Consider the following 25,229-nt stretch of genomic DNA (forward strand, 5'->3'; position numbering starts at 1 on the left):
GTTAGGGGGCGATGGCGGCGTAGGCGTGCTCGAGCAGGTGTGGGTCGGGGTCCTCGAGACGGCTCGGGGTGCCGATCGCGTCGAGCACGACGAACCGCAGCCGGGAGCCGCGCGTCTTCTTGTCCCGTCCCATCGCCTCGAGCAGGCGGGGCCAGCGGTCCTGCCGGTAGGTCAGCGGCAGCCCGAGCGCGCCGAGGATCGTCCGGTGCCGGGCGACGTCGTCGGCGGTGAGCCGGCCCGCGGCCCGCGCCAGCTCGGCGGCGAACACCATCCCGACGGCCACGGCGTCGCCGTGGCGCCACCGGAAGTCCTCGCTGAGCTCGATGGCGTGCGCGAGGGTGTGCCCGTAGTTGAGGAACTCGCGGCGCCCGGCCTCACGCAGGTCGGCCGAGACCACCTCGGCCTTGACCGCGATGCTCCGGCGGACGAGCTCGTCGAGCACGTCCGAGCGGGGATCGCGTGCGGCGGCGCCGTCGTCGGCGGCAACGAGGTCGAGGATCACCGGGTCGGCGATGAAGCCGGCCTTGACCACCTCGGCCAAGCCGGCGGCGTGGTCTTCGGCGGGCAGCGTGGCGAGGGTGTCGAGGTCGCACACCACGCCGCGCGGGGAGTGGAAGGCACCGACGAGGTTCTTGCCCTCGGCGGTGTTGATGCCAGTCTTGCCGCCCACCGCGGCGTCGACCATGGCGAGCACCGTCGTCGGGACCTGGATGACGGCGACGCCGCGCAGCCAGGACGCGGCGACGAAGCCGGCGAGGTCGGTGGCGGCTCCCCCACCGAGACCGATGACGAGGTCCTGGCGCCCGAAGCCGGCACGGCCGAGCCGGCCCCAGAGGTCACCGAGCACGGCCTGGGTCTTGGCGGCCTCGCCGTCGGGCACCACCGCCGGCTCGACGGTGTGGCCGACGGCCCGCAGCCGCTCGGCCAGAGCAGCTGCGCGCTGCTGCTGCGGGGGCTGGTGGACGAGCAGGACCCGACGCGGCTCGCTACCCACGAGCACGGCGACCTCGTCGTCGAGCCCACGCCCGACGACGACCTCGTAGTCGTGCTCCGCGTGGACCGGGATCCGAGCAGCGGTCATACCGTCCTCCCGGCGGAGGCGACGAGCTCACCGTGCTCCAGCGCCGAGGCGATCACGGTGGCGAGCCGGTCCGGTGCCTCTTTGTCGGTGTCGAGCACGAGCCCGGCGACCTCCTCGTACAGCGGCCGGCGGGCGTCCGCGAGGATCTTCCACTGCGCCCGGGGGCTGCCGACGAGCAGCGGACGGGCGCCGGTCATACCGACGCGCGGCATCGCCTTGGCCATCGAGACGTCGAGGAAGACGACGGGCACGACGTCGAGGGACCGGCGGGTGCGCTCGTCGAGGATCGCGCCGCCGCCGAGCGCGAGGACGCCGTCGTGCCGGCCGAGGGTGTCGATCACGGCCTGGTGCTCCAGCGCCCGGAAGTGCTCCTCGCCGTCGTCGAGGAAGATCTCCGAGATGGTGCGGCCGGTGGTCCGCTCGACCTCGGCGTCGGTGTCGAGGAACGCGACGCCCAGCCGGACCGCGAGCTCGGAGCCGACGGTGGTCTTTCCGGCGCCGGGAGGACCGACGAGGACAACCTTTACCCGGCTCATCGCATGGTCCCGGGGATCGACTCGAGGTAGGCGCTGAGGTTGCGGGTGGCCTCGGCGACCGAGTCGCCGCCGGTCTTCTCCAGCAGCGCCTGCGCGAGCACGAGGGCGGTCATCGCCTCGACGATGACGGCGGCCGGTGCGGCGGCGCACACGTCGGACCGCTGGTGGATCGCCGTGGCGGCCTCGCCGGTGACGATGTCGATGGTGCGCAGCGCACGCGGGACGGTGGAGATCGGCTTGAGCGCGGCACGCACCCGCAGCACCTCGCCGTTGCTCATGCCGCCCTCGATGCCGCCGGCACGGTTGGTCACGCGCTGCAGCGTGCCGTCCTCCCGGACGATCTCGTCGTGGGCGGCCGAGCCGCGGCGTCGCGCGGTGCGGAAGCCGTCGCCGATCTCCACGCCCTTGATCGCCTGGATGCCCATGACGGCGCCGGCGAGGCGGCTGTCGAGCTTGCGGTCGCCGTGGACGAAGGAACCGAGGCCCGGCGGCAGGCCGTAGACGAGGACCTCGACGACGCCGCCGAGGGTGTCGCCGTCCTTGCGGCACGCATCGATCTCCTCGACCATCGCCGCGGACGTCTCGGGGTGGAAGCAGCGGATCGGGTCGGCGTCGAGCGCCGCGGCGTCGTCGGGGGTGGGCAGCGCCGCGTCGTCGGGCACCTCGATCTCGCCGACGGAGACCACGTGGGACACCAGCCGCGCCCCGGCGACCTGCTCGAGGAGGGCGGCGGCGACCGTGCCGAGCGCCACGCGGGTGGCGGTCTCCCGGGCGCTGGCGCGCTCGAGGACCGGGCGGGCGTCCTCGAGGTGGTACTTCGCCATCCCGACGAGGTCGGCGTGGCCGGGGCGGGGGCGGGTGAGCGGCTTGTTGCGTGCCTGCTCGCGGTGGTCACCGATGCCGGCGTCGACGTCGAGCGCCTCGGTGGGCACCTCGTCGGGTGACATCACGGTCTCCCACTTGGGCCACTCCGAGTTGCCGATCTCGATGGCGACCGGGCCACCCATCGTCTCGCCGTGACGGACGCCGCCGAGCAGCCGGACGGCGTCCTTCTCGAACTTCATCCGGGCGCCGCGGCCGTAGCCGAGGCGCCGTCGGGCGAGCACCTCCTGCACCTGCGACGTCGAGATCCTCACCCCGGCCGGCAGGCCTTCGATGATGCCGACGAGGGCTTGGCCGTGCGACTCTCCAGCTGTCAACCAACGCATGGTGGCCATCTTCCCACGACGACGACGTGAGTCCGGCAGCCGTCCACGCGGCGGCGGACGCCGTGGCGCGCCAGTGCGGACCAGGTGCGGCGCCAGGGACCGGGCGCGATGTCAGAGCGGCAGCACGGTGCCGGTCGGCACGGCGGTCGCGATGGCGGCGCCCAGCAGCATCCAGGGGCCGAAGGCGATGGCGCTGCGGCGATCGGCCCGCCGGACCGCGATGAGGGCCAGGCCCACGACGCCACCGACGACGAACCCCGCGAGGACGCCGACGACGACCGCCTGCCAGCCGAGCCAGCCGAGCCACAGCCCGAGCAGCGCGCCGAGCTTGACGTCCCCGAGGCCGAGGCCGGTGGGTCGGGCGAGAGCGAGCAGCAGGTAGAGCCCGCCGCACACCACCGCGGCGAGGATCCCGCGGAGCAGGCCGGACCATGCGCCGTCGAGCAGCGCGGCGACCGCGAGCAGCAGCACCAGCGCCACTGCCGTTGGCTGCATGACGGCGTTCGGCAGCCGGTGCCGCGCAAAGTCCTCGACGGCGAGCAGCACGCCGGCCACCGCGAGCACCACCGCTGCGAGGACGTCGGGCTGCGCGCCGCGTGCCCAGACGGCGAGAGCGGCAGCGAGGACGCACCACGCCGTCACCACCGCGGGACGACGCCACCAGCTCACGCCGGTGCCGGTCTCAGCCGGCACGGGCAGCGACGGCAGCGTCCAGCGCCGAACGCATCGCCGCCACCGGCGCCACCCGCCCGGTCATCAGGCGGACCTGCTCGGCGGCCTGGTGGAGGAGCATCGCCCAGCCCGGCGCGATCGCTCCCCCGCCGGTCGCGTAGCCTCGGGCGATCTCGCTCGGCCCCGAGGCATAGCTGACGTCGAGCAGGACGCCACCGGCGGTCTGGCCCGGGACGAGCGTCTCGGCCAGCGACCGACCCAGCTCGTCCGCCGCGCCGGCGGGCACGGAGGACACCACCACCTGGGCGCCGGCGACGAGGTCACGGGCCTGCTCGGTGCTGGTCCAGCGGCGGACGTTGATCGTCACGCCCATCCGGTGCGCCGCGAGCTGGGTGGCGGCTGCCCGCGCCGGGTTGCGCGCGAGGACGACCGAGGAGGTGATGCCAAGCTCTGCCAGCGCGGCGAGGCTCGAGGCGGCCGTGGCGCCGGCGCCGAGGATGACGGCGTTGCGCGGCTGCCAGCCCGCGTCGTCGGCGGCCTCGCGCAGCGCGGCCACGACGCCGTGAACGTCGGTGTTGGCGCCGACGAGCATGCCTGGCTGGACGATCACCGTGTTGACGGCGCCGACCACCTCGGCGAGGGGCTCGATGACGTCGAGGTGGGCGATGGCCGCGTGCTTGAGCGGCATGGTGAGCGACAGCCCGCCCCACTCCTCGTCGAGGGCCGCCACCGCGCTCCCGATCCCTGCCTCGTCGACCTCCGCGAGGCCGTACACCCAGTCGATCCCCAGTGCCTCGTAGGCGGCCCCGTGGAGCACCGGTGACAGCGAGTGAGCGATCGGCGACCCGAGGACGGCGGCGCGCTTGGCGCCGGCGGGCAGCGAGCCGCGGGCCGCGACGTCGTAGGTGGGCAGGGTGGTCGCCGGTGCGCCGGCGGGCGGGGTGGTCATCGGCTCAGCCCTCGTCGGTGCCCAGCGGGTTCTCCTCGAGCCACTGGTTGAGCTCGACGATGTTGCGCTGGTGCTCGGCGTAGTCGCCGCTGAAGCGGGTCTCACCGGTCTCGAGGTTGATGGTGACGAAGTACAGCCAGTCACCCTCGGGCGGGTTGAGCACCGCTTCGACAGCCGCGGCGCCGGGGGCACCGATCGGCGTCGGCGGCAGGCCCGGGTGCACGTAGGTGTTGTACGGGTTGTCGTCCTCGAGCTCGGCACGGGTGGGGATGCCCCCGACCCGCCCGGCGCCGTAGAGGACCGTGGAGTCCATCTGCAGCCGGCCGTTGACGTCGTCGACGTCGGTCAGCCGGTTCTCGATCACCCGGGCGACGCGGCCGTAGTCCTCGGCCACGAACACCTCGCGCTCGACGATCGACGCCTTGGTGAGCACCGCCTGCTGGTCCTCGGCCGGTACGCCCAGCCGGTCCAGGGTGCTCACCGTCTGCGCGACCATGGTGCTGAGGATCTCGGTGGCGTCGGCCTCGGGCTGGAAGGTGAAGGTCGCCGCGGCGAGCCAGCCCTCGGGGTTCCCGCCGGCCTGCTCGGGCAGGCCGATGGCATCGGTGTCGGCGGCAACCGCCTCGACCTCCTCCAACGGGATCTGCGCGATGCTCGCCACGCGTTCGTAGATCTGCGAGGCGCGCCACCCCTCGGGGACGGTCACCCGCAGCTCGGACTTGTTCGCCGGGTCGAGCAGTGCGGTGACGGCGTCGACGGCCCGCATCTCGAGCATCAGCTCGTAGGTCCCGGGCTGGATCTGCGGTGCCTGCGGGTTGGCGTTGAACGCCTGCACAAAAGCCTGGCGCGAGGCGACGACACCGCCCTCGGAGAGGATGTCCCCGATCTCGCCGCCGGAGGCTCCTTCATGCACGACGACGGTCGCGCTGCCAGAGCCCGGTCCGGCGAAGTCATCCGCCGCGGGGGACTCACGGTCGGTGAAGAGCGGGCGAAGCACGAGGATGGCGGTGGCGCCGAGGCCGACGACGAGGACGATGCTGAGCACGACCGCGATCGCGGTGCGCCGCCGTCGCTGGCGTCGGCGCTGGACGCGGTCGCGCCGGGCGGCGCGCCGCTCGGTCGCGGAGTCGTGCGGTTCGGTGACGACGAGACTCTCGTCGAACAGATCGCTCACGGTCGGGCCTCCTCGGTGTCGCCGCGGGTGACGATCTCCCCCGCCGGCTCCCCCGTGCTGCGTTCCTGGTCCAACGCCGACTGCAGGATCATCACTGCCGCCACCTGGTCCACGACGGCGCGGTGGCGCCGTCCCGGTCGCCCCGAGCTGTGCAGGGCCTGGTGCGCGGTGACAGTCGTCAGGCGCTCGTCGACAAGTCTGACCGGTACGTCCGGGCAGGCGGTGACGACGGCACCAGCGTACTCGCGCACGACAGCCGCCGCGGCCCCCTCCCCGCCCGACAGGTGCCTGGGCAGCCCGATGACGATCTCGATCGGCTCGTACTCGTCGACGATGCGACGCAGGTCGATGAGCTGCTGGGCGCGGTCGGTCGCGTTGAGCGTTGCCACCGGGGTGGCAAGGATCCCGTCACGATCGGAGCGCGCGACGCCGACGCGGACCGAGCCGACGTCGATCCCCAACCGGATCCCGCGGCGCATGCCGCCCGTGGCGGGTGCTGTCATGGGGCGAGCACCTCGGCGATCGACTCGCGGATAGCAGCCAGCGCGGCGGGCACCGCGGCAGGGTCGGTCCCGCCGCCCTGGGCGACGTCGTCCTTTCCACCGCCACCGCCACCGAGGGCGGTCGCGGCGGTGCGGACGAGCTGGCCGGCGCGCAGACCGGCCTCGCGGCCCGAGGCGTTGGTGGCCACGACGACGATGGGCCGCCCGCCGGCCACTCCGGCGATCGCGACGGCGGCGGGCCGGGAGTCCCCCAACCGGGCGCGGATGTCGAGGGCGAGCGTGCGCAGCCCGTCACCGCCGGCGACCTCCCCGGCGTCGTGCGTGACGACGGTGGAACCGGCGACGTCCTCGGCCGCTGCGGCGATCTCGCCGGCGGCGGCGAGGAGCTGCTGCTGGCGCAGGCCCGCGAGCTCCTTCTCCACCGACTTCAGCCGGGACATGAGGCCGGAGATTCGCTCGGGCAGCTCCTCGGGGCGGCCGCCCAGCAGGGTGGTGACCTGCCCGACGAGTGCGTGCTCCTTCGCCTGGAAGCCGTACGCCCGGTCCCCGACGAGAGCGTCGACGCGGCGGACGCCGGAGCCGATCGAGGACTCGCCCAGCAGCGCGACGCGTCCGATGCTGCCGGTGCGCGGCACGTGCGTGCCGGCGCACAGCTCGCGTGACCAGTCGCCACCGATGGACACGACCCGCACCCGCGAGCCGTACTTCTCGCCGAACAGCGCCATCGCGCCCGAGGCACGGGCGGCGTCGATGTCCATGATCTCGTCGGTGACCTCGAGGTCCTCGGCGAGCTGGGCGTTGACGCGCTCCTCGATCTCGCCGATCACGCCGCCCGGGATCTGGGCGCCGTGGCGGAAGTCGAGGCGCAGCCGGGACGGGGCGTTCTCCGAGCCTGCCTGGGTGGCCTGCTCACCGAGCGACTCGTGCAGCACCTTGTGGACCATGTGGGTGGCGCTGTGGGCGCGCGCGATGGCCTTGCGTCGGGCGGTGTCGATCGCCGCGACGCCGGTCTCGTCGAGGGTGACGGTGCCCTCGACGAGCCGGCCGCGGTGCACCGACATGCCCTTGACCGGGGACTGGACGTCCTCGACGTCGATCAGCCCGCCGCCCTGCAGGCTGATGGTGCCGTGGTCGGCGAGCTGGCCGCCGGCCTCGGCGTAGAACGGTGTGCGGTCGAGCACAACCTCGACCTCGGCGGGCGCCGTCGCGGCGGGGACGGGCTCGCCGTCGACGAGCAGGCCGACGAGACGGACGTCGGCGGTGGGGTCGGTGTAGCCGACGAACTCGGTACTGCCCCCGAGCTGGGTGTGCAGCTCGTGGTAGTGGGCCGGGTCGACATGCCCGGACTTCTTCGCCAGCGCGTCGGCGCGGGCACGCTCGCGCTGCTGCGCCATGAGGTCGCGGAAACCCTGCTCGTCGACGCTGACGCCGTGCTCGGCCGCCATCTCCAGGGTGAGGTCGATCGGGAAGCCGTAGGTGTCGTGCAGGGCGAAGGCGTCGGCGCCGCCGAGCCGCGGCTGGTCGCCGTCGGCGGTGGCGGTCCGGACGCGGCTCACCGCGGTGTCGAGGATGGTGGTGCCGGCCGCCAGGGTTCGGCGGAACGCGTCCTCCTCGCCGTAGGCGACCTCGGAGATCACCGGGAACTGCGTCGCCAGCTCCGGGTAGGACGCCACCATGGCGTCCTTGGCCACCGGCAGCAGCGCGGGCAGCACCGGCTCGTCCACGCCGAGCAGGCGCACCGAGCGCACCGCACGGCGCAGCAGCCGGCGCAGCACGTAGCCGCGCCCGTCGTTACCCGGGCGGACGCCGTCGCCGATGAGCATGAGGGAGGAACGGACGTGGTCGGCGACGATCCGCATCCGGACGTCGTCCTCCTCGTCGGCGCCGTACCGGCGGCCGGTCACCTGCTCGGTGGTCTGGATGAGCGGGAAGACCTCGTCGATCTCGTACATGTTGTTCTTGCCCTGGAGCAGGTAGGCGATGCGCTCCAGGCCCGCGCCGGTGTCGATGCTCTTCTGGTCGAGCTCGCGCAGCAGCGGGTAATCCTTGCCGGTGCCCTCGCCGCGGAGGAACTGGTCGAAGACCAGGTTCCACACCTCGAGGTACCGGTCGCCCCCGGGGTCCACGGTGCCGCCGACGGCGTCGGGGCCGAACTCCGGCCCGCGGTCGTAGTGGAACTCCGCGCAGGGGCCCGCCGGGCCCGGGCGTCCGGTGTCCCAGAAGTTCTCCTCGCGCGGCAGCCGCACGATCTGGCGCGGGTCCACGCCCACGCGGGTGAGCGCGTCGAGCGCCTCGGCGTCCTGGTCCCAGATGGTCACCCACATCCGGTCCCCCGCCAGGCCGTACCCGCCGTCGGCCTGGGCGCTGGTGAGCAGCTCCCAGGCGTAGTTGATCGCCCCCTCCTTGAAGTAGTCACCGAAGGAGAAGTTGCCGTTCATCTGGAAGAACGTGCCGTGGCGCGTCGTGCGCCCGACGTTCTCGATGTCGTTGGTGCGCAAGCACTTCTGCACCGAGGCGACCCGCGGCCACGGCGCCTGCTGGGTCCCGACGATGTACGGGATGAAGGGCACCATCCCCGCGATCGTGAAGAGGATCGACGGATCTGGCGACACCAGCGGCACGGACTCGGCGATGTGGTGGTCGTGCTTGGCGAAGTAGTCGATCCAGCGGGATCGGATCTCAGCGGTGCGCATGGGTCCTCGGGTCGGGGATGGAAGGCCGTCGGCGGCGGCCGCGGTCAGTACGGCTCGACGTCGTCGCGGGTGACGGCGGCACGCCGCCGCTCCGCGCTCTTGACGTCCTCTGGGCTGGGGAGCAGCTGGGCGCGCAGCTCTGCCTCACGGGTGTCGAAGTCCAGCCGGAAGTCTGCCACCCGGGTCCGGACACCGGCACCCAGGGCCGCCACCCGGCCGGCGATGCCGCGGCGGACCGCGGGCACGGCGAGCACTGCCATCGCGACCACGACGCCGACGACGATGACGGGGCGACGCATCAGTCGGCCCGCCGGAACAGCCGCCGCACCGCGAAGGAGAAGGCGGAGATCTTGATGAGCGGCCCACCGACGGTGGCCGAGACCAGCGTCGTCACGGCCGAGACGTTCTGCGAGACCTCGGCCGCCGACGTCGTGATGGTGTCGACCTTCGCCAGCTGTGCGTTGCCGGCGGTGATGGTGGCCGCGGCCTCGTCGATGATCGGCAGCGCGTGGCTGGTGACTTCACGGACCGAGTCGGTCGCGGCGTCGAGCACCTTGCCGACCTTGAGGAGCGGCACGGCAAGGAAGGCGACCAGCGCGACGAACGCGATGGCGGCCACGATGCCGGCGATGTCGCCGAGGTTCATGAAGGGCTCCTTGAGGCTGGGGCTGGCTCTGGGAAGGCTACCTGGACACGCACGCCCCGGGTACCGGTGGTGCCGGTACCCGGGGCGTGCGTGACGGTTGGCGCGGGTGCGTCAGCGCGAGTAGTACTCGACGACGAGCTGCACGTCGCAGGTGATCGGGACCTCGTCACGCTTGGGGCGGCGGGTCAGCTCGACCCGGAGCTTCTCGAGCTCGACGTCGAGGTAGCCCGGGACGTTCGGCAGCACGTCGCGGTGGGCGCCGGCAGCGGCGATCTGGAACGGGGTCATCGCCTGGCTCTTCGGCTTGACCTGGATGACCTGGCCGGGGGTGACCCGGAAGGACGGGCGGTCGACGAGCTTGCCGTCGACGAGGATGTGGCGGTGCACCACGGCCTGACGCGCCTGGGCGATGGTCCGGGCGAAGCCCGAGCGCAGCACGAGGGCGTCGAGACGCATCTCGAGCAGCTCGACCAGCGACTCACCGGTCATGCCGGGCTCGCGACGAGCCTCCTCGAACACCCGCGAGATCTGCACCTCGCGCAGGCCGTACTGGGCGCGCAGCCGCTGCTTCTCCTTGAGACGCACGGCGTAGTCGGACTCGGTACGACGGCGGGCACGGCCGTGCTCCCCGGGCGGGTAGGGACGCTTCTCGAAGTGCTTGACGGCCTTGGGCGTCAGGGCGAGGCCCAGCGCGCGCGAGAGGCGCACCTGGCGGCGCGAGCGCGCCTGGTTGTTCTTGCTCACGTGTATGAACTTCCTGTCTCTGATGTCACGCGGTCGGGTGATCTCCCGTCGCGCGGGGCCAACCATGTCGGCGAGGACCCCAGGGGTGCCCGAAGGCAACCGCATCACTCTACCAGCCCCCACCCACCCCTCACCGCCGAGAGCAGACTTGTCCCCGAGAGCAGACTTGTCCCCGAGAGCAGACTTGTCCCCGAGAGCAGACTTGTCGCCGACAGCAGCCTCGTCGCCGACAGCAGACTTGTCGCCGAGAGCAGGGTTGTCGCCGAGAGCAGGGTTGTCTGCAGGAGCAGGCGTCCAGCAAAGCAGTCCGGTGCGCGAACCTTGCCCGCCGGGCCAACGCAACTGTGGGCGAGACCTCTGCCACGTGGACAATCCCGCTGTCGGCGAGGGGAGGTTGCTGGGACGGAGCCTCGGCCACGTGGACAATCCCGCTGTCGGCGAAGGGGGTCTGGGACGGGAGCTCGACCGCGTGGACAATCCCGCTGTCGGCGATAATCCCGCTGTCGGGGACAAGTCTGCTGTCGGCGAGGATCCTGCTGTCGGCGGGGGCAGGGGCGGGGGCGGTGGGTCAGGTGTCGGTGAGGAGCTGGCGGATCCGGTCGAGGCGGGTGGTGATGTCGCGCTCGAAGCCGCGGGGGCGTGGCTCGTAGTAGGTGGTGCCGACGAGCTCGTCCGGGAGGTACTGCTGCGCGGCGACGCCGTGCGGCTCGTCGTGGGCGTACACGTACTCCTTGCCGTGCCCGAGGTCCTTGGCGCCGGAGTAGTGGGCGTCACGCAGGTGGAGCGGGACCGCACCAGCCTTGCCGGCCCGGACGTCCGCCATCGCCGCGCCGATCGCCTTGTAGGAGGCGTTGGACTTGGGCGCGGTGGCGACGTGCACGACCGCCTCGGAGAGGATGAGGCTCGCCTCCGGCATCCCGATCAGCTGCACCGCCTGCGCGGCGGCGACCGCGGTCTGCAGCGCGGACGGGTCCGCCATGCCCACCTCCTCGGCGGCCGCGATGACGACCCGCCGGGCGATGAACCGCGGGTCCTCGCCGGCGACGATCATCCGGGCCAGGTAGTGCAGCGCGGCGTCGACGTCGGAACCTCGCATCGACTTGATGAAGGCGCTCGTGACGTCGTAGTGCTGGTCACCGGTGCGGTCGTACCGCACCGCGGCGACGTCGATCGCCCGCTCGACGGTCTCGAGGTCGATGACGCCGGCCGTCGCCGAGCCGGCGGCGGCCTCGAGGATGGTCAGCGCCTTGCGTGCGTCGGCGCCGGCGAGCCGCACGAGGTGGTCGACGGCGTCGTCGTGCATCTCGTACCGGTCCGCCAGGCCGCGCTCGTCGGTGAGGGCGCGGTCGACGAGCTCGCGGATGTCGTCAGGCTCCAGCGGCTGCAGGGTGAGCAGCAGCGAACGCGAGAGCAGCGGCGAGATCACCGAGAAGCTGGGGTTCTCGGTGGTGGCCGCGACGAGCGTCACCCAGCCGTTCTCCACCGAGGGCAGCAGCGCGTCCTGCTGGGTCTTGGAGAAGCGGTGGACCTCGTCGATGAACAGCACGGTCTCGTCGCCGCTGGTGACCAGGCGCCGCCGGGCGTCCTCCACGACCACCCGGACGTCCTTGACTCCGGCGGTCACCGCGGAGAGCTCGACGAAGCGACGCTTAGAACCGTGGGCCACGAGGTAGGCGAGCGTGGTCTTGCCGGTACCGGGAGGCCCCCAGAGCACGACGGACGACGCCCCCACGCGCCGGTCGTCGCCGGGCTCCACCAGACGCCGCAGCGGTGATCCCGCGCGAAGCAGGTGCTGCTGACCGAGCACCTCCTCGAGGCTGGCCGGCCGCATCCGGACCGCGAGCGGTGCGTCGGCGCGCACGGTCGGCACGCCGGCGTTGTCCGCTCCAGCGGCGTCGAAGAGGTCCACTCCCCGAGCCTACGACGCCGTACCGACGTCCTCCCCTTCCCGCGGGGTCGGCCCCACGGCCGTCAGATGCGGGTGCCGCGGGCGCGCATGCTGACCCGCCGCTCCCACTTGTCCATCTCCGAGCGCAACGGGGAGGCGCAGAACTCCCCCAGGGTCACCCCGGCGGCCAGCGCCAGCCCGACCGACAGCGCGCGGATCGCCAGCTGCGACCCGCCGATGACGTCACCGGACTCGACGAACGCGAACATCGCGGCGTAGATCGACAGCCCGGGGAGCAGTGGCGTGACACCGCAGACCGACACGACGAGCGACGGCAGGTTCCCCCGGTCGCCGATCACCCCGGCGAGCAGGCCGACGACGAGGGCGGCGAAGAAGGCCGCGCCGGCGGGGCCGAGCCAGTAGGAGTCGACGACGAAGGCGACCCCGGCGGACGCCGCACCGACGCCAGAGACGAGCCACACCTTCTTCGCCCGGGTGTAGGACGCCACCGCCCACGAACCGGCGATGACGGCACCGCACACGAGCTGGATTCCCACCGACGGAGCGGTGCCGAACACGTCCCCGATCCGAAGTGGGATGCCCAGGCGCTGCCCGACGTCCAGCACGAACCCGATCCCGACCACCAGTCCGATGGTGTAGAGCGCCACCTCGAAGGCCTTGGCCGCGGCGGTGAGCGGGTAGCCGGAGATGGCGTCCTCGGCGGCGCTCACCAACGACATCCCGGCGAGGAGGACGACGATCCCGGAAGCCACGACGAGCGACGGCGGCAGCAGGGCGCGGTCCCAGCCGAACTGCTCCTGCCCCCACAGCAGCACGAGCGCCACGGTCGTGGCGATCCCGGCGCCCGCCGCCTGCTGGAAGATGTAGGGCAGGCCGATGCGCCGCAGCCCGCGCAGCACCCGGTCGATGACGGCGGTAGTGAGCGCGGCGAGCAGGGCCGCCTGCCAGCCGGCACCGAGCAGTCCGGCGATCGCGGCCGCCATGACCCCCAGCGCCACCGTGACCACCCACCGGCGGTAGGGGTGCGGCGCGGCGAGGATCCGCTCCAGGCGCCGGTGCGCGTCGTCGAGCGCCAGCGTGCCCTCGCCGATCGCGTTGACCATGTCGAACAGCGCAGCGAGCCGGCTGTAGTCGGACGTGCGGACGCTGATCACCCGGATCTTGGTCACCGGGTCGTCGTCGCGGTCGATCGACGCGGCGATCGAGATGAAGGTGATGTCCACGTGGCAGTTGCGAACGCCGTAGCCGTCCGCGAGCCGCAGCAGGGCGGCGGTGACGTCGGCAACCGGGGCGCCGGTGGCGATCATCGCCTCGCCGGTGCGCAGCACGAGGTCGAGCACCGAGCGCTCGACCGCGGCGGTGAGCTCGGTCTGCCGCCGCGCGGGGGCGAACGCCAACGTCGGCGGGCCGTACCCGGCGACCACCCGGCGGGCACGTTCTCGCAGCAGCGACTCACGCCGCACGTGCGCCTCGGCGCGCGGACTCTCGGACCCCGGCACGGCGGTCGGGTCCTCGTTCGGCGGTGGGTCAGCGCGGGCCACGGAGACGACGGTACGGGACCCGAGCGCGGACGACGACGCGGGACCGCCGGCCGCCGCGAGCCCGCGCAATGATGAGAGGATCCCCCCTGTGCTCGATGCCCTCGCCCGCGGCGTGATCCGCCGCCCGGTTGTCACCGTGATGAGCTGGCTGCTCATCGTCCTCGCCTGTCTCTCACTGGCGTTCGGGGTGGTCGGCGAGGGCCTCTTCGGTCAGCTGCACTCCGGGGAGCCGCGCGTCCCGGGAGCAGAGAGCCAGGAGGGACGCGAGCTGCTGTCGGACGACGACGTGAGCGGCGAGCAGGTGACGCTGCTCGTCCGCGGTACCGACCTCGCCGACGAGGCGGAGGTCGCCAGCCTCGCCGCGGCGATGTTCTCAGTCCGTGAGGACCTGCTCGAGCGCGACGGCGTCCAGGACGTGCTCGACCCGTTCCAGGCGCCGGAGGGCCCGGCCGACCCGCGCGTTGCGTCGCTGGTGTCCCAGCACCGCGACGGCTTCCTGCTCATCGTGGAGATGGCACCCGAGCTCGAGGACGACGCCGCGCGCGTCGCCGTGGAGGAGCAGCTGCGGACGGTGCCGGGCGTCCTCGCCGACGCCGCCCCCGCCGCTACCGGCATCGTGTCCAGCAACGCTCTCGTCACCGGCTCGGTCACCGAGCAGCTGGAAGCCGACCTCGTGCGCGGCGAGGCGATCGCGCTGCCGCTGTCGCTGCTCGTCATGGTCGTGGTGTTCGGTGGCTTCCTCGCGGCGGGCATCCCGCTCCTCGGCGCCCTCGCGTCGATCGCCGGCGGGATGGGCGTGCTGCTGGTCTTCTCCCGGATGATCGAGCTGGACTCCGTCGTCGTCAACGTGGTGACGGTCCTCGGGCTGGGGCTGTCGATCGACTACGGCCTGCTCATCGTGTCCCGCTTCCGCGAGGAGGTGCGGGCCATCACCGAGGCCGACGAGGCGCTTGCCACCGCGACCGCCGGCATCCCGGTGCGCCGCCGGCGCCGGCGCGTGTCCGTCGCCGACCGGGCGGTCCGTCGCACGATGACGACGGCGGGCCGCACCGTGGCCTTCTCCGCGGTGACCATCGCGATCGCCGTCAGCTCCCTCATGCTGCTCTCCCCGGACATCCTGCAGTCGCTCGGTGCCGCGGGCGTCGCCGTCGTCGTCATCGCGCTGGCCACCGCGCTCACCCTCGTGCCGGCGCTGCTCGTGCTCCTCGGTGACCGGATGGTACGACCGTCGGTCCTGCGCCGGGTGCCGGTGCTGCGCGGGCTCATCTCGCGGCTGGGCGACGTCCCGCCGGAGGACGGTGCGTTCTCCCGGCTGGCCCGCGGGGTGCACCGCCGGCCCTGGCTGGTGCTGACGGCGGTGCTCGTCGTCCTCGGCGTGCTCGCTTCGCCGGTGCTCGGCATGCAGCTGCGCAACTCCACCACAGACCTCATCCCGGCGGGCTCGGACCAGCGCGAGTTCATCACCCAGCTCAGCTCGGACTATCCCGGTGCGGCCTCGCCGACCGTGGTCGTCGTCGCGGACGGCGACCAGGCCGCGGTGACCGCCTGGGCCGCCGAGGTCGCCGCGCTCGACGGCGTCACCGGCACCACCGAGATCGGGCTGACGCCTGACGGCAACCACGCCGTGCTCGGCGTGGACGTCGACTCGGCCGACCCTGGCGGCGAGGTGGCCACCGACGTCGTCCGCGCGATCCGCGACCTCGAGCCCGGCTTCAGCACCTGGGTCGTCGGTCAGGCCGCCAACCAGCAGGACTTCGTGGCGGCGATCCTCGAGGGTCTGCCGCTCGCGGGGACGCTCGTGGTGCTGGCGACCTTCGCGCTGCTCTTCCTCATGACCGGCTCGCTCCTCATCCCGCTCAAGGCGCTGCTGGTCAACGCGCTGGGGATCGCCGCGGCGCTGGGGGTGACGGTGTGGATCTTCCAGGAGGGGCACCTGTCGGGCCTGCTCGGCTTCGAGCCGGTCGGCGGTCTGGAGTCCTACGTCGTCGCGGTCGTCGTCGCCTTCGGCTTCGGGCTGGCGATGGACTACGAGGTGTTCCTGCTCGCGCGGATCAAGGAGTACTGGGACGCCGGGCACGACAACGACGCCGCCGTCGAGCACGGCCTGCAGCACTCCGGCCGGATCATCACGTCTGCGGCGCTGATCATCGCGCTGGTGTTCCTTGGCTTCGTCGCCGGTGAGCTCATGATGATCAAGCAGGTCGGGGTCGCCCTGGCAGTGACCGTGCTGGTCGACGCCACGCTGGTCCGGATGCTGCTCGTGCCCGCGACGATGACTCTGCTCGGCCGGTGGAACTGGTGGGCACCCGCGCCGCTACGGGCGCTCCATGCCCGTGTCGGCATCTCTCACTGAAACAAGCCAGATCCCTTGACCAGCGCTGATCAAGGCGCGCATCTTGATCAGGCTGGTCGGCGGGTCTCCACCGGCTGGTGCAGCCGGAAGCCGAGCCGACGGTAGACCCGGTAGGCGACGGCGTTGTCGGCATAGAGGGCGAGGCTCGCTCGACCGGTGGCGGTGGTCCCTGCCCGGGCTGCGGCCGCCGTGACGGCGCTACCCAGCCCTCGGCCGCGACACCCCGGCGCGGTGGCGATGCCGCCGAGCTGGACCCCCACCCCGACGAGGGCGTGCCGCCCGCTGCCCGCGCGGACCGCGAAGAGCAGTGCATCCGCGCCGCCCCACACAACCGGCCCGAGCCACCGGTGGAAGTCGCCGACGACGAACGGGTCGGTCGGCCACCGGCCCGGCAGCTCGTCGAGAGCGGCCACCGGGCGCCCGGGCGGGGCGGCGCCCACTCAGCCGGCGGTCGGCGGCGCGGCCTCGTCGGCCGGCGCCTTGGGCTTGGCGTCGACACCGGCCTCGCGGCGCTGCTCCGGGGTGATCGGCGCGGGCGCCTGGGTCAGCGGGTCGTAGCCGCCACCGGACTTCGGGAACGCGATGACGTCGCGGATCGAGTCCGACGCCGTCAGCAGCGCGACGATCCGGTCCCAGCCGAACGCGATGCCACCGTGGGGCGGCGCGCCGTAGGCGAAGGCGTCGAGCAGGAAGCCGAACTTCTCCTGCGCCTCGGCCTCGTCGATGCCCATGACGGAGAACACTCGCTGCTGCACGTCGCGGCGGTGGATACGGATCGACCCGCCGCCGATCTCGTTGCCGTTGCACACGATGTCGTAGGCGTAGGCCAGCGCCTCGCCGGGGCTCTCCTCGAAGCGGTCGATCCAGTCCGGGGTGGGCGAGGTGAAGGCGTGGTGGACGGCCGTCCAGGCGCCGGTGCCGACCGCGACGTCGTCGTCCTCGCCGGTGGGCTTGAACAACGGTGCGTCGACGACCCACACGAACGACCAGGCGTCCTCGTCGATGAGGTCGGTGCGCTTGCCGATCTCCAGCCGGGCGGCGCCGAGCAGCGCGCGGGCCTCGGTCTGCTTGCCGGCGGCGAAGAAGATCGCGTCGCCCGGCTGGGCGCCGGTGGCCGCGGCCAGGCCGGCGCGCTCCTCGTCGGTGATGTTCTTGGCGACCGGGCCGCCGAGCGTGCCGTCCTCGCCGACGGTCACGTAGGCAAGCCCCTTGGCGCCGCGCTGCTTGGCCCAGTCCTGCCAGGCGTCGAACTGCCGGCGCGGCTGCGACGCCCCGCCCGGCATGACGACGGCGCCCACGTAGGGGGCCTGGAACACCCGGAACGGCGTGTCGGCGAAGTAGGTAGTGAGCTCGGTCAGCTCGAGGCCGAAGCGCAGGTCCGGCTTGTCGGTGCCGTACCGGGCCATGGCGTCGGCGAACGTGATGCGCTCGATCGGCCGCGGGATCTGGTGGTCGATGAGCCGCCACAGCTCGGCCAGGACGTCCTCCGCGACCGAGATGACGTCCTCCTGGTCGACGAAGCTCATCTCGACGTCGAGCTGGGTGAACTCCGGCTGGCGGTCGGCGCGGAAGTCCTCGTCGCGGTAGCAGCGGGCGATCTGGTAGTACCGCTCCATGCCGCCGACCATGAGTAGCTGCTTGAACAGCTGCGGGGACTGCGGCAGCGCGTACCAGGAGCCCGGGGCGAGCCGCGCCGGCACCAGGAAGTCACGGGCGCCCTCGGGCGTGGAACGGGTGAGCGTGGGGGTCTCGATCTCCACGAAGCCCTCGCCGTCGAGCACCCGGCGGGCAGCCTGGCTGACCTTGGCGCGCAGCCGGATCGCGTGCGCCGGGCCCTCGCGGCGCAGGTCGAGGTAGCGGTGCTTGAGCCGGATCTCCTCGCCGACCTGGCCGGCGTCCTCCGCGTGGGAGGAGACCTGGAAGGGCAGCGGTGCGGAAGTGTTGAGGACGACGACGTCGCTCGCGATGACCTCGATCTCGCCGGTGCCCAGCTGGGGGTTGGCGTTGCCCTCCGGGCGCTGGGCGACCTCGCCGGTCACCTGGATCACGTACTCGCTGCGCAGCTCGTGCGCCACGTCCTCGTCCCGGATGACGACCTGGGCGATCCCTGAGGCGTCGCGCAGGTCGATGAAGGCGACACCACCGTGGTCACGGCGGCGGTCGACCCAGCCGGCGACGGTGAAGGTGGTGCCGATGTCGGCGGGGCGCAGCGATCCTGCGTCGCGAGTGCGGAGCACGGGAGTCCTTCCATAGGTCGGGCGCACCGCGAGACGGGCGGGCGCAGCCGCCATCGTAAGGGTTCTGGTCACATCACCCGGACTGCTATCCGGTCGGCGGCTACGATGGACGCCGTCCAGGCTTCCAACGTCGGCGCCGCTCCACCCCGACCCGACCGGGAGACCCATGGTTCACGTGCCGCCTGCTGCGCCCGCCCCACCGACGAGCTCCACCACCCCGGTGCCGGCGCTGCGCCGGGCAGTGTTCGCGATGGCGCTGGGCGGCTTCGCGATCGGCACCACGGAGTTCGCCACGATGGGGCTGCTCCCCCAGATCGCCGACGACCTCGCGGTCACCGTGCCGGCAGCGGGCCACCTCATCTCCGCCTACGCCCTCGGCGTCGTCGTCGGCGCCCCACTGATCGTCGTCGTCGGCGCGCGGCTCGAGCGCAAGCGGCTGCTCGTGCTGCTCGTGGTGGCGATCGCGCTCGGCAACCTGCTGTCCGCCGTTGCGCCCGGGTACGGCTCGATGGTCGGCGCGAGGTTCATCGCCGGGCTGCCGCACGGCGCCTACTTCGGGATCGCCTCGCTCATCGCCGCCCGGCTCGCCCCGGCCGGCCAACGGGCAAGGGCGGTCTCGCAGGTGATGCTCGGCCTGACGATCGCGACGACGGTCGGCGTGCCGCTCTCGACGGCGCTGGGCCAGCTCGTCGGCTGGCGCTCGGCGTACGTCCTCGTCGTCCTCGTGGCGGCGGCCACCGTGGTGGCGACCTGGCGCTGGGTGCCGTCGCTGCCGCACCCCGGGACGGGGCGGGCCTCGGCGCGCCGCGAGCTGCGGGCGCTGCGCCACGGGCAGGTGTGGTTCGCGCTCGGCATCGGCTCGGTCGGCTTCGGCGGGATGTTCGCGGTCTACAGCTATGTCGGTGAGATCGTCCCGGAGGTCCTGGGGATGCCCACCGCCACCGTGCCGGTGGTGCTCGCCATCTTCGGTGTCGGCATGACCGTCGGTACCATCGTCGGCGGCCGGCTGGCGGACCGCAGCGTCATGGGCACCGTGATGGCGGGCATGGCCGGGATGGCCGTCATGCTCGCGGTCTTCGCGCTCACCGCGACCGTGCACCCCGTCGTCGGGCTGGTCGGCCTGCTGCTCGTCGCGACGGTCTCGCAGTTCCTCGGTCCGTCGCTGCAGATCCGGCTGCTCAACTCCTCACCGGACGCGCCGTCGCTGGCCGCCGCGCTGCACCACTCCGCGCTCAACATCGGCAACGCCACCGGCGCCTGGGTGGGCGGCCTGGTCATCGCCGCCGGGTACGGCTACCTGGCGCCGGCGTGGGCGGGCGTGGCACTGGCGGTCGCCGGGCTGGTCATCGCGATCGCATCGGTCGCGGTCGAACGCCGCACCGCCGCCGTCCAGGACTAGCAGCACCGGTGTGCGGGAGGTCACCGGCCCCCGCACTGCCGCGCGACGACCGGCCGCGATAGCCTGAGATCTCCTGGAGTGCGTTACGTGCCGCCCAGGTCCCGTGCGGAGTCTTCGCGTCATCGGGGCCCATCGTGCGGAGGGCGCGCCACCTACCTGGTGGCACCGGCCACACTCCGTTATCGATGGGTTTCTCATCTTGACCACCATGACCGCTGACCTTTCCATGCCTACGTACGAGGACGACCAGCCCGAGGAGCAGGAGCAGCTGTCGGGCTTCGCGGGCCTCGGCCTGCCGGCCGACCTGCTCGACGCCGTCGTCCAGCTCGGCTTCACGACGCCGACCGACATCCAGACCGAGGCGATCCCGCTGCTGCTGGCCGGCCGCGACGTCGTCGGCGTCGCCCAGACCGGTACCGGCAAGACCGCCGCCTTCGGGCTGCCGCTGCTGGCCGCCGTCGACGAGCACCAGAAGGGCGTCCAGGCCCTCGTGCTGGCCCCCACCCGCGAGCTCGCCATGCAGGTGAGCGACGCGATCGCCACCTTCGGCTCCAAGATGCCGCGCCTGCGCGTGCTGCCGATCTACGGCGGCGCGAGCTTCACCACCCAGCTGCGCGGCCTGCGTGACGGCGCCCAGGTCGTCGTCGGCACCCCCGGCCGGGTCATCGACCTCATGGAGCGCGGCGCCCTCGACCTCAGCAACCTGCGCTTCCTCGTCCTCGACGAGGCCGACGAGATGCTCCGGATGGGCTTCGCCGAAGAGGTGGAGAAGATCGCCCGGAACGTCCCGGCCAGCCGCCGCACGGCGCTGTTCTCCGCGACGATGCCCGCCGCGATCAAGCGGGTCGCCGCCACCCACCTCAACGACCCGGTGCGGGTCTCGGTCACCCGCGCCGCCTCCACCGTCGACACGGTCACGCAGAGCTACGCCATCGTGCCGTTCCGCCACAAGGCAGGTGCGCTGGCCCGCGTCATCCAGGTGAGCGACGCCGACGCCGCCATCGTCTTCGTGCGGACCAAGTCCGCCGCTGACGAGGTCGCCATCGAGCTCGCCGGTCGTGGGATCCAGGCCGCCGCCATCTCCGGCGACGTCGCGCAGCGCGACCGCGAGAAGCTCATCGAGCGGCTGCGCAACGGCACGCTCGACGTCCTCGTCGCGACCGACGTCGCGGCCCGTGGGCTGGACGTCGAGCGCATCGGCCTGGTCGTCAACTTCGACGTCCCCCGTGAGCCGGAGATCTACGTCCACCGCATCGGCCGTACCGGCCGCGCCGGTCGTAGCGGCGTCGCGCTGACCTTCCTCACGCCGCGGGAGCGCGGCAAGCTCGGCCAGATCGAGCGGATGACCGGCAGCCGGATGACCGAGATGGTCATCCCCTCCCCCGCCGATGTGTCCGCCCACCGGGCCGGCAGCGTGCTGGGCCAGGTCCCCGAGCGCTTCGAGGCGGGCCGCCTCCACCTGTACCTGGACGCCGTCGACGCGCACGTCGCCGAGCACGGCGCGGACCTGCGCGAGCTGGCCGCCACGTTGCTGGCGCTGACCGTCGGTGACTCCGGCCCGGCGCCCCGCGACGACGACGACGGCTCACGGCCGCGGCGCGAGGAGCAGTACGACTCCTCCGGCGACTTCGTCGGCGCGGTGTTCGAGGAGGGGCGCGACAACGTCCGCTCCGGGGGGCGCTCGCACACCGGCAGCCGGCCCCGCAACACCCGCAGCGGCGGGTCCGGCACCCGCTACCGGGTCGAGGTCGGCCACAAGGACGGCGTCCAGCCCGGCGCGATCGTCGGTGCCATCACCGGTGAGGGCGGGCTGCGCGGCTCCGACCTCGGCAAGATCGACATCTTCCCGAGCTTCTCGCTCGTGGAGATCAACAACGAGCTCAGCCCTGACGTCGCACGACGCATCGGCGCCGCGCGGGTCGCGGGCCGACCGCTGAAGATCCGGCCGGACTCGGGACCGAAGAACTCCCGCCCCCGCCGCTGACCCCAGCGCCACCAAAGCCACTAACGCCGAGAGCCGACTTGTCCACGGACAGGTCGGCTCTCGGCGTCTACGGTGCCGCTGTTCCCGCGGACAAGTCGGCTGTCGGGGACAAGTCGGCTGTCGGTGACCATCCCGCTGTCGGCGACAAGTCTGCTGTCGGGGACAAGTCGGCTGTCGGGGACAGGTCTGCTGTCGGGTGAGGGGGGCTCGGGGCTCGGGGGCGCTCAGGTGGCGGCGGCGCGGGCGGCGTCGGTGAAGTAGCGGTAGCGGGTGAGCTCGCTGTCCAGCGGGGCGACCGCGGACTGCCGCACGGTGGACCGGATCGCCGCCTCGAGCCGGTGCCGGGCACGGCGTGAGGCGCGCCTCGCCCCCACCCGGGCCAGCACACGGCCGAGCAGCGCGAGGACCAGCCCGAGGACGAGCCCGCCGATGAGCAGCGCGGTCGGCCACGGCAGCGCACCGAGCATCGGTGTCTCGGGTGCCGGCAGCTGCAGGTAGCCGAGCCCGGCGAGAACGCCGAGCCAGCCGGCACCGGCGACCGCGGTGAGGAAGATCAGCAGGCCCGTCACCTGCCAGGCTCGCCACCAGGCCGGCCGTCGCTGCGCCCCGAGATCGGTCCCGGCGACCGCGCCGTCGAGCGTGGCCACCAGCTCGGGCACGCGTTCCTGCGTCCCAGTGACGACCGCGCCGCGCCACGGCTCGGCGAAGCCGGTGGTCACCGTCCGGGCGAGGTCGTCGACGGCGGTGCGGACCGCTGCCGCCTGCGCCGGCGTCGGTCCGGGCAGGGAGGTGACTGCGTTCGTGGGCGCGTCGAGGTGCAGCCGGTGGAGCGGGTCGGGCCGCAGCCGGGACAACCACCGCAACGGCGGCCAGCCGACGTGACGGGCAGCGCGCTGCCGGTAGGAGCGGGCGACCGCGTCGACCACCGTGCCGGCGCCGGCGGCCGCGGCGCACGCGGTGACCAGGTCACCCTCGTCACCCGCCGGTACTTCTGCCGGTACCTCGCCGGTAGCGCTCCACGGGACGAGCTCGGCGGCTGCCGCGCGTGCGTCGGCCGCGAGCCGCCGCTCGGCGCTGACCCCGGCGGCGGCGAGGGCGGCCAGCCGCTGGCGGAGCTCGGTGACGCCCTGCCCGCTGGCCGCGGACGTGGTGAGCAGCTCGACGCCGGCCATGCCGTCCTGCTCGAGCAGCGTGCGCAGGTGGTCCGTGACGCCGGTGAGCTCGTCGGTGCTGAGCCGGTCCACCTGGTTGAGGACGATGAGACTGACGGCGGCGTGCTCGTGCATCGCCCGGAGGTAGTCCTCGTGGACCACGCCGTCGGCGTACTTCTGCGGGTCGAGCACCCACACAAGAGCATCGACGCGCTCCGCGAGCCGCGTCGCGACCTGCCGGTTGGCGGCGGTCGTCGAGTCGATGTCCGGCAGGTCGAGCAGCACCAGACCTGCGAGGCCGTCCGCGACCGCTTCCCGGCGCTCGCCCACCTGCAGCCAGTCGAGCAGCGGCCCGCTCCCGGGGGCGTCCCAGCTGACGGCGAGCGGCACCGTCGTCGTGGGGCGGCGCACGTGGACGGCTGCCAGTGGCGTGCCGGCCACCGCGTTGAACAGGCTGGACTTGCCTGATCCCGTCGCACCCAGGAGGGCGGCGACGGTGACCCCGGGCCCAAGGCCGCGCCGCTCACCCGCTCGGGCGAGGGTATCTCGCGCTGGGGCGAGCGCGGTCGCCCCGACCCTGCCCTCCCCGTGGCGCACCGCGGCGGCCAGCTGCTCAAGGCGGGCATCGAGGGTGGGCGCTGCGGCCCCGCGGCGCCTCACCGGGCCATCCCGGCGGCGTCGAGGACGGTCCGGACGTCGGCGACGGCGAGCTCGAGCTGAGCGTCGTCGGCCTCGTCGACGTCGAGCTCCGCCAGCCGGTCGAGCCACGGTCGGCGTCGTTCGTCGAGGAGCGCGGTGGCCCGCGCGGCGAGGTCCTCACGTGCGTGCCGGGCGAGGTCGCGCACCGCCTGGTCGCCGAACACCATCTCGAGCACCTTCTGGCCGACGACGGCGGTGCCGCCGGCGACGCCGACCTCGAGACCGGTGAGCCCGCCGGAGAACGCGAAGACGACGAGCATGAGCGTGATGCCGGACGCGTTGACACCGAGCGACAGCATCCGTGCCTTGGTGCGACGGTCCTCCCCCTCGGCACGCACCCGTGCGAGCAGGGCGTGCTGCCACTCGCGCACGAGACTGCTGACCGCCGCCGCCAGCTCGGGACGCTGCGCCGCCGGTGCGGCGTCCGGCATGCCCGCCAGCACGGTGGCGCCTCCGGGCAGCGTCTGCCAGCGTCGTCGCGTCAGCTCCCCGGCAGCCTCGACCTCGGCGACGACCAGCGTCACCAGGCTGCTCTCCAGCGCGGCCTCGGCGCGCGCCTGGGGTGCGGGCCTGCCCCGGAAGTAGCCGGCGACCCGGTCGCGGACCCGGCCGATGGCGGCCTCCATGCCGCGGAACCACTCCCCGGTGCCGACGAACTCCTGCCAGCGGGCCAGCACCTCGCCGCGCAGGAGGGTGCCGTCCTCGGTGGCGGCCATCACTGCGGCGTGGGCGCCGGCGTGGGCCTCGACGGCCGCGTCGTGCAGCGCTTGCACCGCGGTTGTCTGCTCGCGGGCGGCCGCGGCGACCAGCTCGCTGTGGCGGAGCACGCCCTCGACCGCGCCGAGCAGCGTCTGCCGGGCGACCGCGGCCCGGGAGGGAGCGTCGGCGGCGAGCCCGTGCAACCAGGCCCGCACCGGTGCGACGTCGGGCTCGGGCAGCAGGCCGCGCTCGTCGACGGGGCGTTCGGAGACGACGAACAGCGGAGCCCGCGCCAGCCCGTGGGTGTGGAGCTGGTCGGCAAGGTCGGCCCGCACCTCTCCGGCAGCGCCGGGCGGCACCCGGTCGAGCACGATGCCCACGACCACCCGGCGGGCGGCGGCCTCGTGGAGCAGCTCCCAGGGCACGGCGTCGGCGTACCGGGCGGCGGTGGTGACGAACAACCACAGGTCCGCTGCGGCGAGCAGCTGACCCGCGAGACGACGATTGGCGACGACGACGGAGTCGACGTCGGGGGCGTCGATGAGGGCGAGCCCGCGGGGCATCCGGGCGGAGGCCAGCACCGCCAGCTCGGCGACCGGCTCGCCACCGGCGGACGCGTGATCTGCGGGCGGACGGGGCGCGGTGGCCGGCGCCGCGGCCCGTACCCGGGCCAGCTCGGGCAGGATCCGGTCACCGTCGAACCAGCCGGCGTCGTCGGGGTGGTGGACGAGGACCGGGCGCCGGGTCGTCGGCCGGATCGCCGAGGACGGCGACACCTGCTCGCCGACGAGGGAGTTGACCAGCGTGGACTTGCCCGCGCCGGTGGAACCGCCGACGACGGCGAGCAGCGGGGCGTGCAGCGCCGCCATCCGAGGTACGACGTAGTCGTCGAGCTGTGCGACGGCGGTGCGCCGCAGCTCACGGGACGCCTCGACGCCCAGCAGGTCGAGCGGCAGCGGGGCTGCCCGCAGCCGCTCGCCGAGCCCACGCAGCCGTGCAGCCACCTCCGCGAGGGAGGCGCCGTCGGTCTCCGGGCCCGGTTGCGTCATGC

General features: G+C 73.2%; 21 protein-coding genes. 4 read left to right on the forward strand and 17 right to left on the reverse strand.

The features are described from left to right. Position 1: 1 nt before the first annotated feature. From aroB to V2J52_RS02340, 13 genes are all read right to left on the reverse strand, one after another. The gene (gene aroB, locus V2J52_RS02280; protein ID WP_331226036.1) at positions 2 to 1,081 is read right to left on the reverse strand and encodes a 3-dehydroquinate synthase; all 1,080 of its coding nucleotides are present in this window, start codon (positions 1,079 to 1,081) and stop codon (positions 2 to 4) included. Then, positions 1,078 to 1,617 (reverse strand): shikimate kinase, encoded by a 540-nt coding sequence (locus V2J52_RS02285; RefSeq protein WP_331226037.1) that lies wholly within the window; start codon positions 1,615 to 1,617, stop codon positions 1,078 to 1,080. The genes aroB and V2J52_RS02285 overlap by 4 nt, the downstream gene beginning before the upstream one ends. Continuing rightward, the gene (aroC, locus tag V2J52_RS02290) at positions 1,614 to 2,825 is read right to left on the reverse strand and encodes a chorismate synthase (protein ID WP_331226038.1); all 1,212 of its coding nucleotides are present in this window, start codon (positions 2,823 to 2,825) and stop codon (positions 1,614 to 1,616) included. The genes V2J52_RS02285 and aroC overlap by 4 nt, the downstream gene beginning before the upstream one ends. 111 nt (positions 2,826 to 2,936) lie before the next feature. After that, positions 2,937 to 3,518 (reverse strand): prepilin peptidase, encoded by a 582-nt coding sequence (locus V2J52_RS02295; protein ID WP_331226039.1) that lies wholly within the window; start codon positions 3,516 to 3,518, stop codon positions 2,937 to 2,939. After that, on the reverse strand, positions 3,508 to 4,446 hold the full coding sequence (locus tag V2J52_RS02300; RefSeq protein ID WP_331226040.1) for a shikimate dehydrogenase: 939 nt from the start codon (positions 4,444 to 4,446) through the stop codon (positions 3,508 to 3,510). Before V2J52_RS02300 ends, V2J52_RS02295 begins: the two co-directional genes overlap by 11 nt. Positions 4,447 to 4,450: 4 nt before the next feature. Then, positions 4,451 to 5,620: an endolytic transglycosylase MltG gene (gene mltG / locus V2J52_RS02305; RefSeq protein WP_331226041.1), complete on the reverse strand. Its 1,170-nt coding sequence runs from the start codon at positions 5,618 to 5,620 to the stop codon at positions 4,451 to 4,453. Continuing rightward, positions 5,617 to 6,123, reverse strand: a complete 507-nt coding sequence (gene ruvX / locus V2J52_RS02310; RefSeq protein WP_331226042.1) for a Holliday junction resolvase RuvX — start codon at positions 6,121 to 6,123, stop codon at positions 5,617 to 5,619. Before ruvX ends, mltG begins: the two co-directional genes overlap by 4 nt. After that, entirely contained in the window at positions 6,120 to 8,816 is a 2,697-nt protein-coding gene (gene alaS, locus V2J52_RS02315) for an alanine--tRNA ligase (protein WP_331226043.1), read from the reverse strand. The genes ruvX and alaS overlap by 4 nt, the downstream gene beginning before the upstream one ends. A 44-nt stretch (positions 8,817 to 8,860) precedes the next feature. Then, positions 8,861 to 9,115 carry a hypothetical protein gene (locus V2J52_RS02320; protein WP_331226044.1) on the reverse strand — a complete coding sequence of 85 codons (255 nt, stop codon included), beginning with the start codon at positions 9,113 to 9,115 and terminating at the stop codon, positions 8,861 to 8,863. After that, entirely contained in the window at positions 9,115 to 9,462 is a 348-nt protein-coding gene (locus tag V2J52_RS02325) for a DUF948 domain-containing protein (protein ID WP_331226045.1), read from the reverse strand. Before V2J52_RS02325 ends, V2J52_RS02320 begins: the two co-directional genes overlap by 1 nt. Positions 9,463 to 9,573: 111 nt before the next feature. Beyond that, positions 9,574 to 10,206: a 30S ribosomal protein S4 gene (rpsD, locus tag V2J52_RS02330; RefSeq protein ID WP_331226046.1), complete on the reverse strand. Its 633-nt coding sequence runs from the start codon at positions 10,204 to 10,206 to the stop codon at positions 9,574 to 9,576. 568 nt (positions 10,207 to 10,774) lie between these two features. Next, positions 10,775 to 12,115 (reverse strand): replication-associated recombination protein A, encoded by a 1,341-nt coding sequence (locus tag V2J52_RS02335; RefSeq protein WP_331226047.1) that lies wholly within the window; start codon positions 12,113 to 12,115, stop codon positions 10,775 to 10,777. 62 nt (positions 12,116 to 12,177) lie between these two features. Further along, on the reverse strand, positions 12,178 to 13,656 hold the full coding sequence (locus tag V2J52_RS02340) for a threonine/serine exporter family protein (protein WP_331226048.1): 1,479 nt from the start codon (positions 13,654 to 13,656) through the stop codon (positions 12,178 to 12,180). 88 nt (positions 13,657 to 13,744) lie between these two features. On the opposite strand from V2J52_RS02340, the gene V2J52_RS02345 reads away from it, so the two are divergent. Beyond that, positions 13,745 to 16,009 (forward strand): MMPL family transporter, encoded by a 2,265-nt coding sequence (locus tag V2J52_RS02345; protein WP_331226049.1) that lies wholly within the window; start codon positions 13,745 to 13,747, stop codon positions 16,007 to 16,009. Positions 16,010 to 16,056: 47 nt separating this feature from the next. On the opposite strand, the gene V2J52_RS02350 is transcribed toward V2J52_RS02345, so the two are convergent. Further along, positions 16,057 to 16,449, reverse strand: a complete 393-nt coding sequence (locus V2J52_RS02350) for a GNAT family N-acetyltransferase (RefSeq protein WP_331226050.1) — start codon at positions 16,447 to 16,449, stop codon at positions 16,057 to 16,059. Beyond that, positions 16,450 to 18,246, reverse strand: a complete 1,797-nt coding sequence (gene aspS / locus V2J52_RS02355) for an aspartate--tRNA ligase (protein ID WP_331226051.1) — start codon at positions 18,244 to 18,246, stop codon at positions 16,450 to 16,452. Between the two features lie 166 nt (positions 18,247 to 18,412). Here aspS and V2J52_RS02360 point away from each other — a divergent pair, with 166 nt between their 5' ends. The 3 genes from V2J52_RS02360 to V2J52_RS02370 all read left to right on the forward strand — a co-directional run bounded on the left by V2J52_RS02360 (position 18,413) and on the right by V2J52_RS02370 (position 21,890). After that, a complete protein-coding gene (locus tag V2J52_RS02360; RefSeq protein ID WP_331226052.1) occupies positions 18,413 to 19,645 on the forward strand; it encodes an MFS transporter in 1,233 nt (410 codons plus the stop codon). Positions 19,646 to 19,853: 208 nt separating this feature from the next. After that, positions 19,854 to 21,629 (forward strand): DEAD/DEAH box helicase, encoded by a 1,776-nt coding sequence (locus tag V2J52_RS02365; RefSeq protein ID WP_434056364.1) that lies wholly within the window; start codon positions 19,854 to 19,856, stop codon positions 21,627 to 21,629. Between the two features lie 72 nt (positions 21,630 to 21,701). Continuing rightward, a complete protein-coding gene (locus V2J52_RS02370; protein WP_331226053.1) occupies positions 21,702 to 21,890 on the forward strand; it encodes a hypothetical protein in 189 nt (62 codons plus the stop codon). On the opposite strand, the gene V2J52_RS02375 is transcribed toward V2J52_RS02370, so the two are convergent. Both V2J52_RS02375 and V2J52_RS02380 read right to left on the reverse strand, forming a co-directional pair. Further along, positions 21,854 to 23,440: a GTPase gene (locus tag V2J52_RS02375; RefSeq protein WP_331226054.1), complete on the reverse strand. Its 1,587-nt coding sequence runs from the start codon at positions 23,438 to 23,440 to the stop codon at positions 21,854 to 21,856. The two genes, V2J52_RS02370 and V2J52_RS02375, sit on opposite strands and share 37 nt — an antisense overlap. Beyond that, positions 23,437 to 25,227: a dynamin family protein gene (locus tag V2J52_RS02380; RefSeq protein WP_331226055.1), complete on the reverse strand. Its 1,791-nt coding sequence runs from the start codon at positions 25,225 to 25,227 to the stop codon at positions 23,437 to 23,439. The genes V2J52_RS02375 and V2J52_RS02380 overlap by 4 nt, the downstream gene beginning before the upstream one ends. Positions 25,228 to 25,229: the final 2 nt, after the last annotated feature.

This window comes from Georgenia sunbinii (genome assembly GCF_036421875.1).
Taxonomy (GTDB): Bacteria; Actinomycetota; Actinomycetes; order Actinomycetales; family Actinomycetaceae; genus Georgenia_B; species Georgenia_B sunbinii.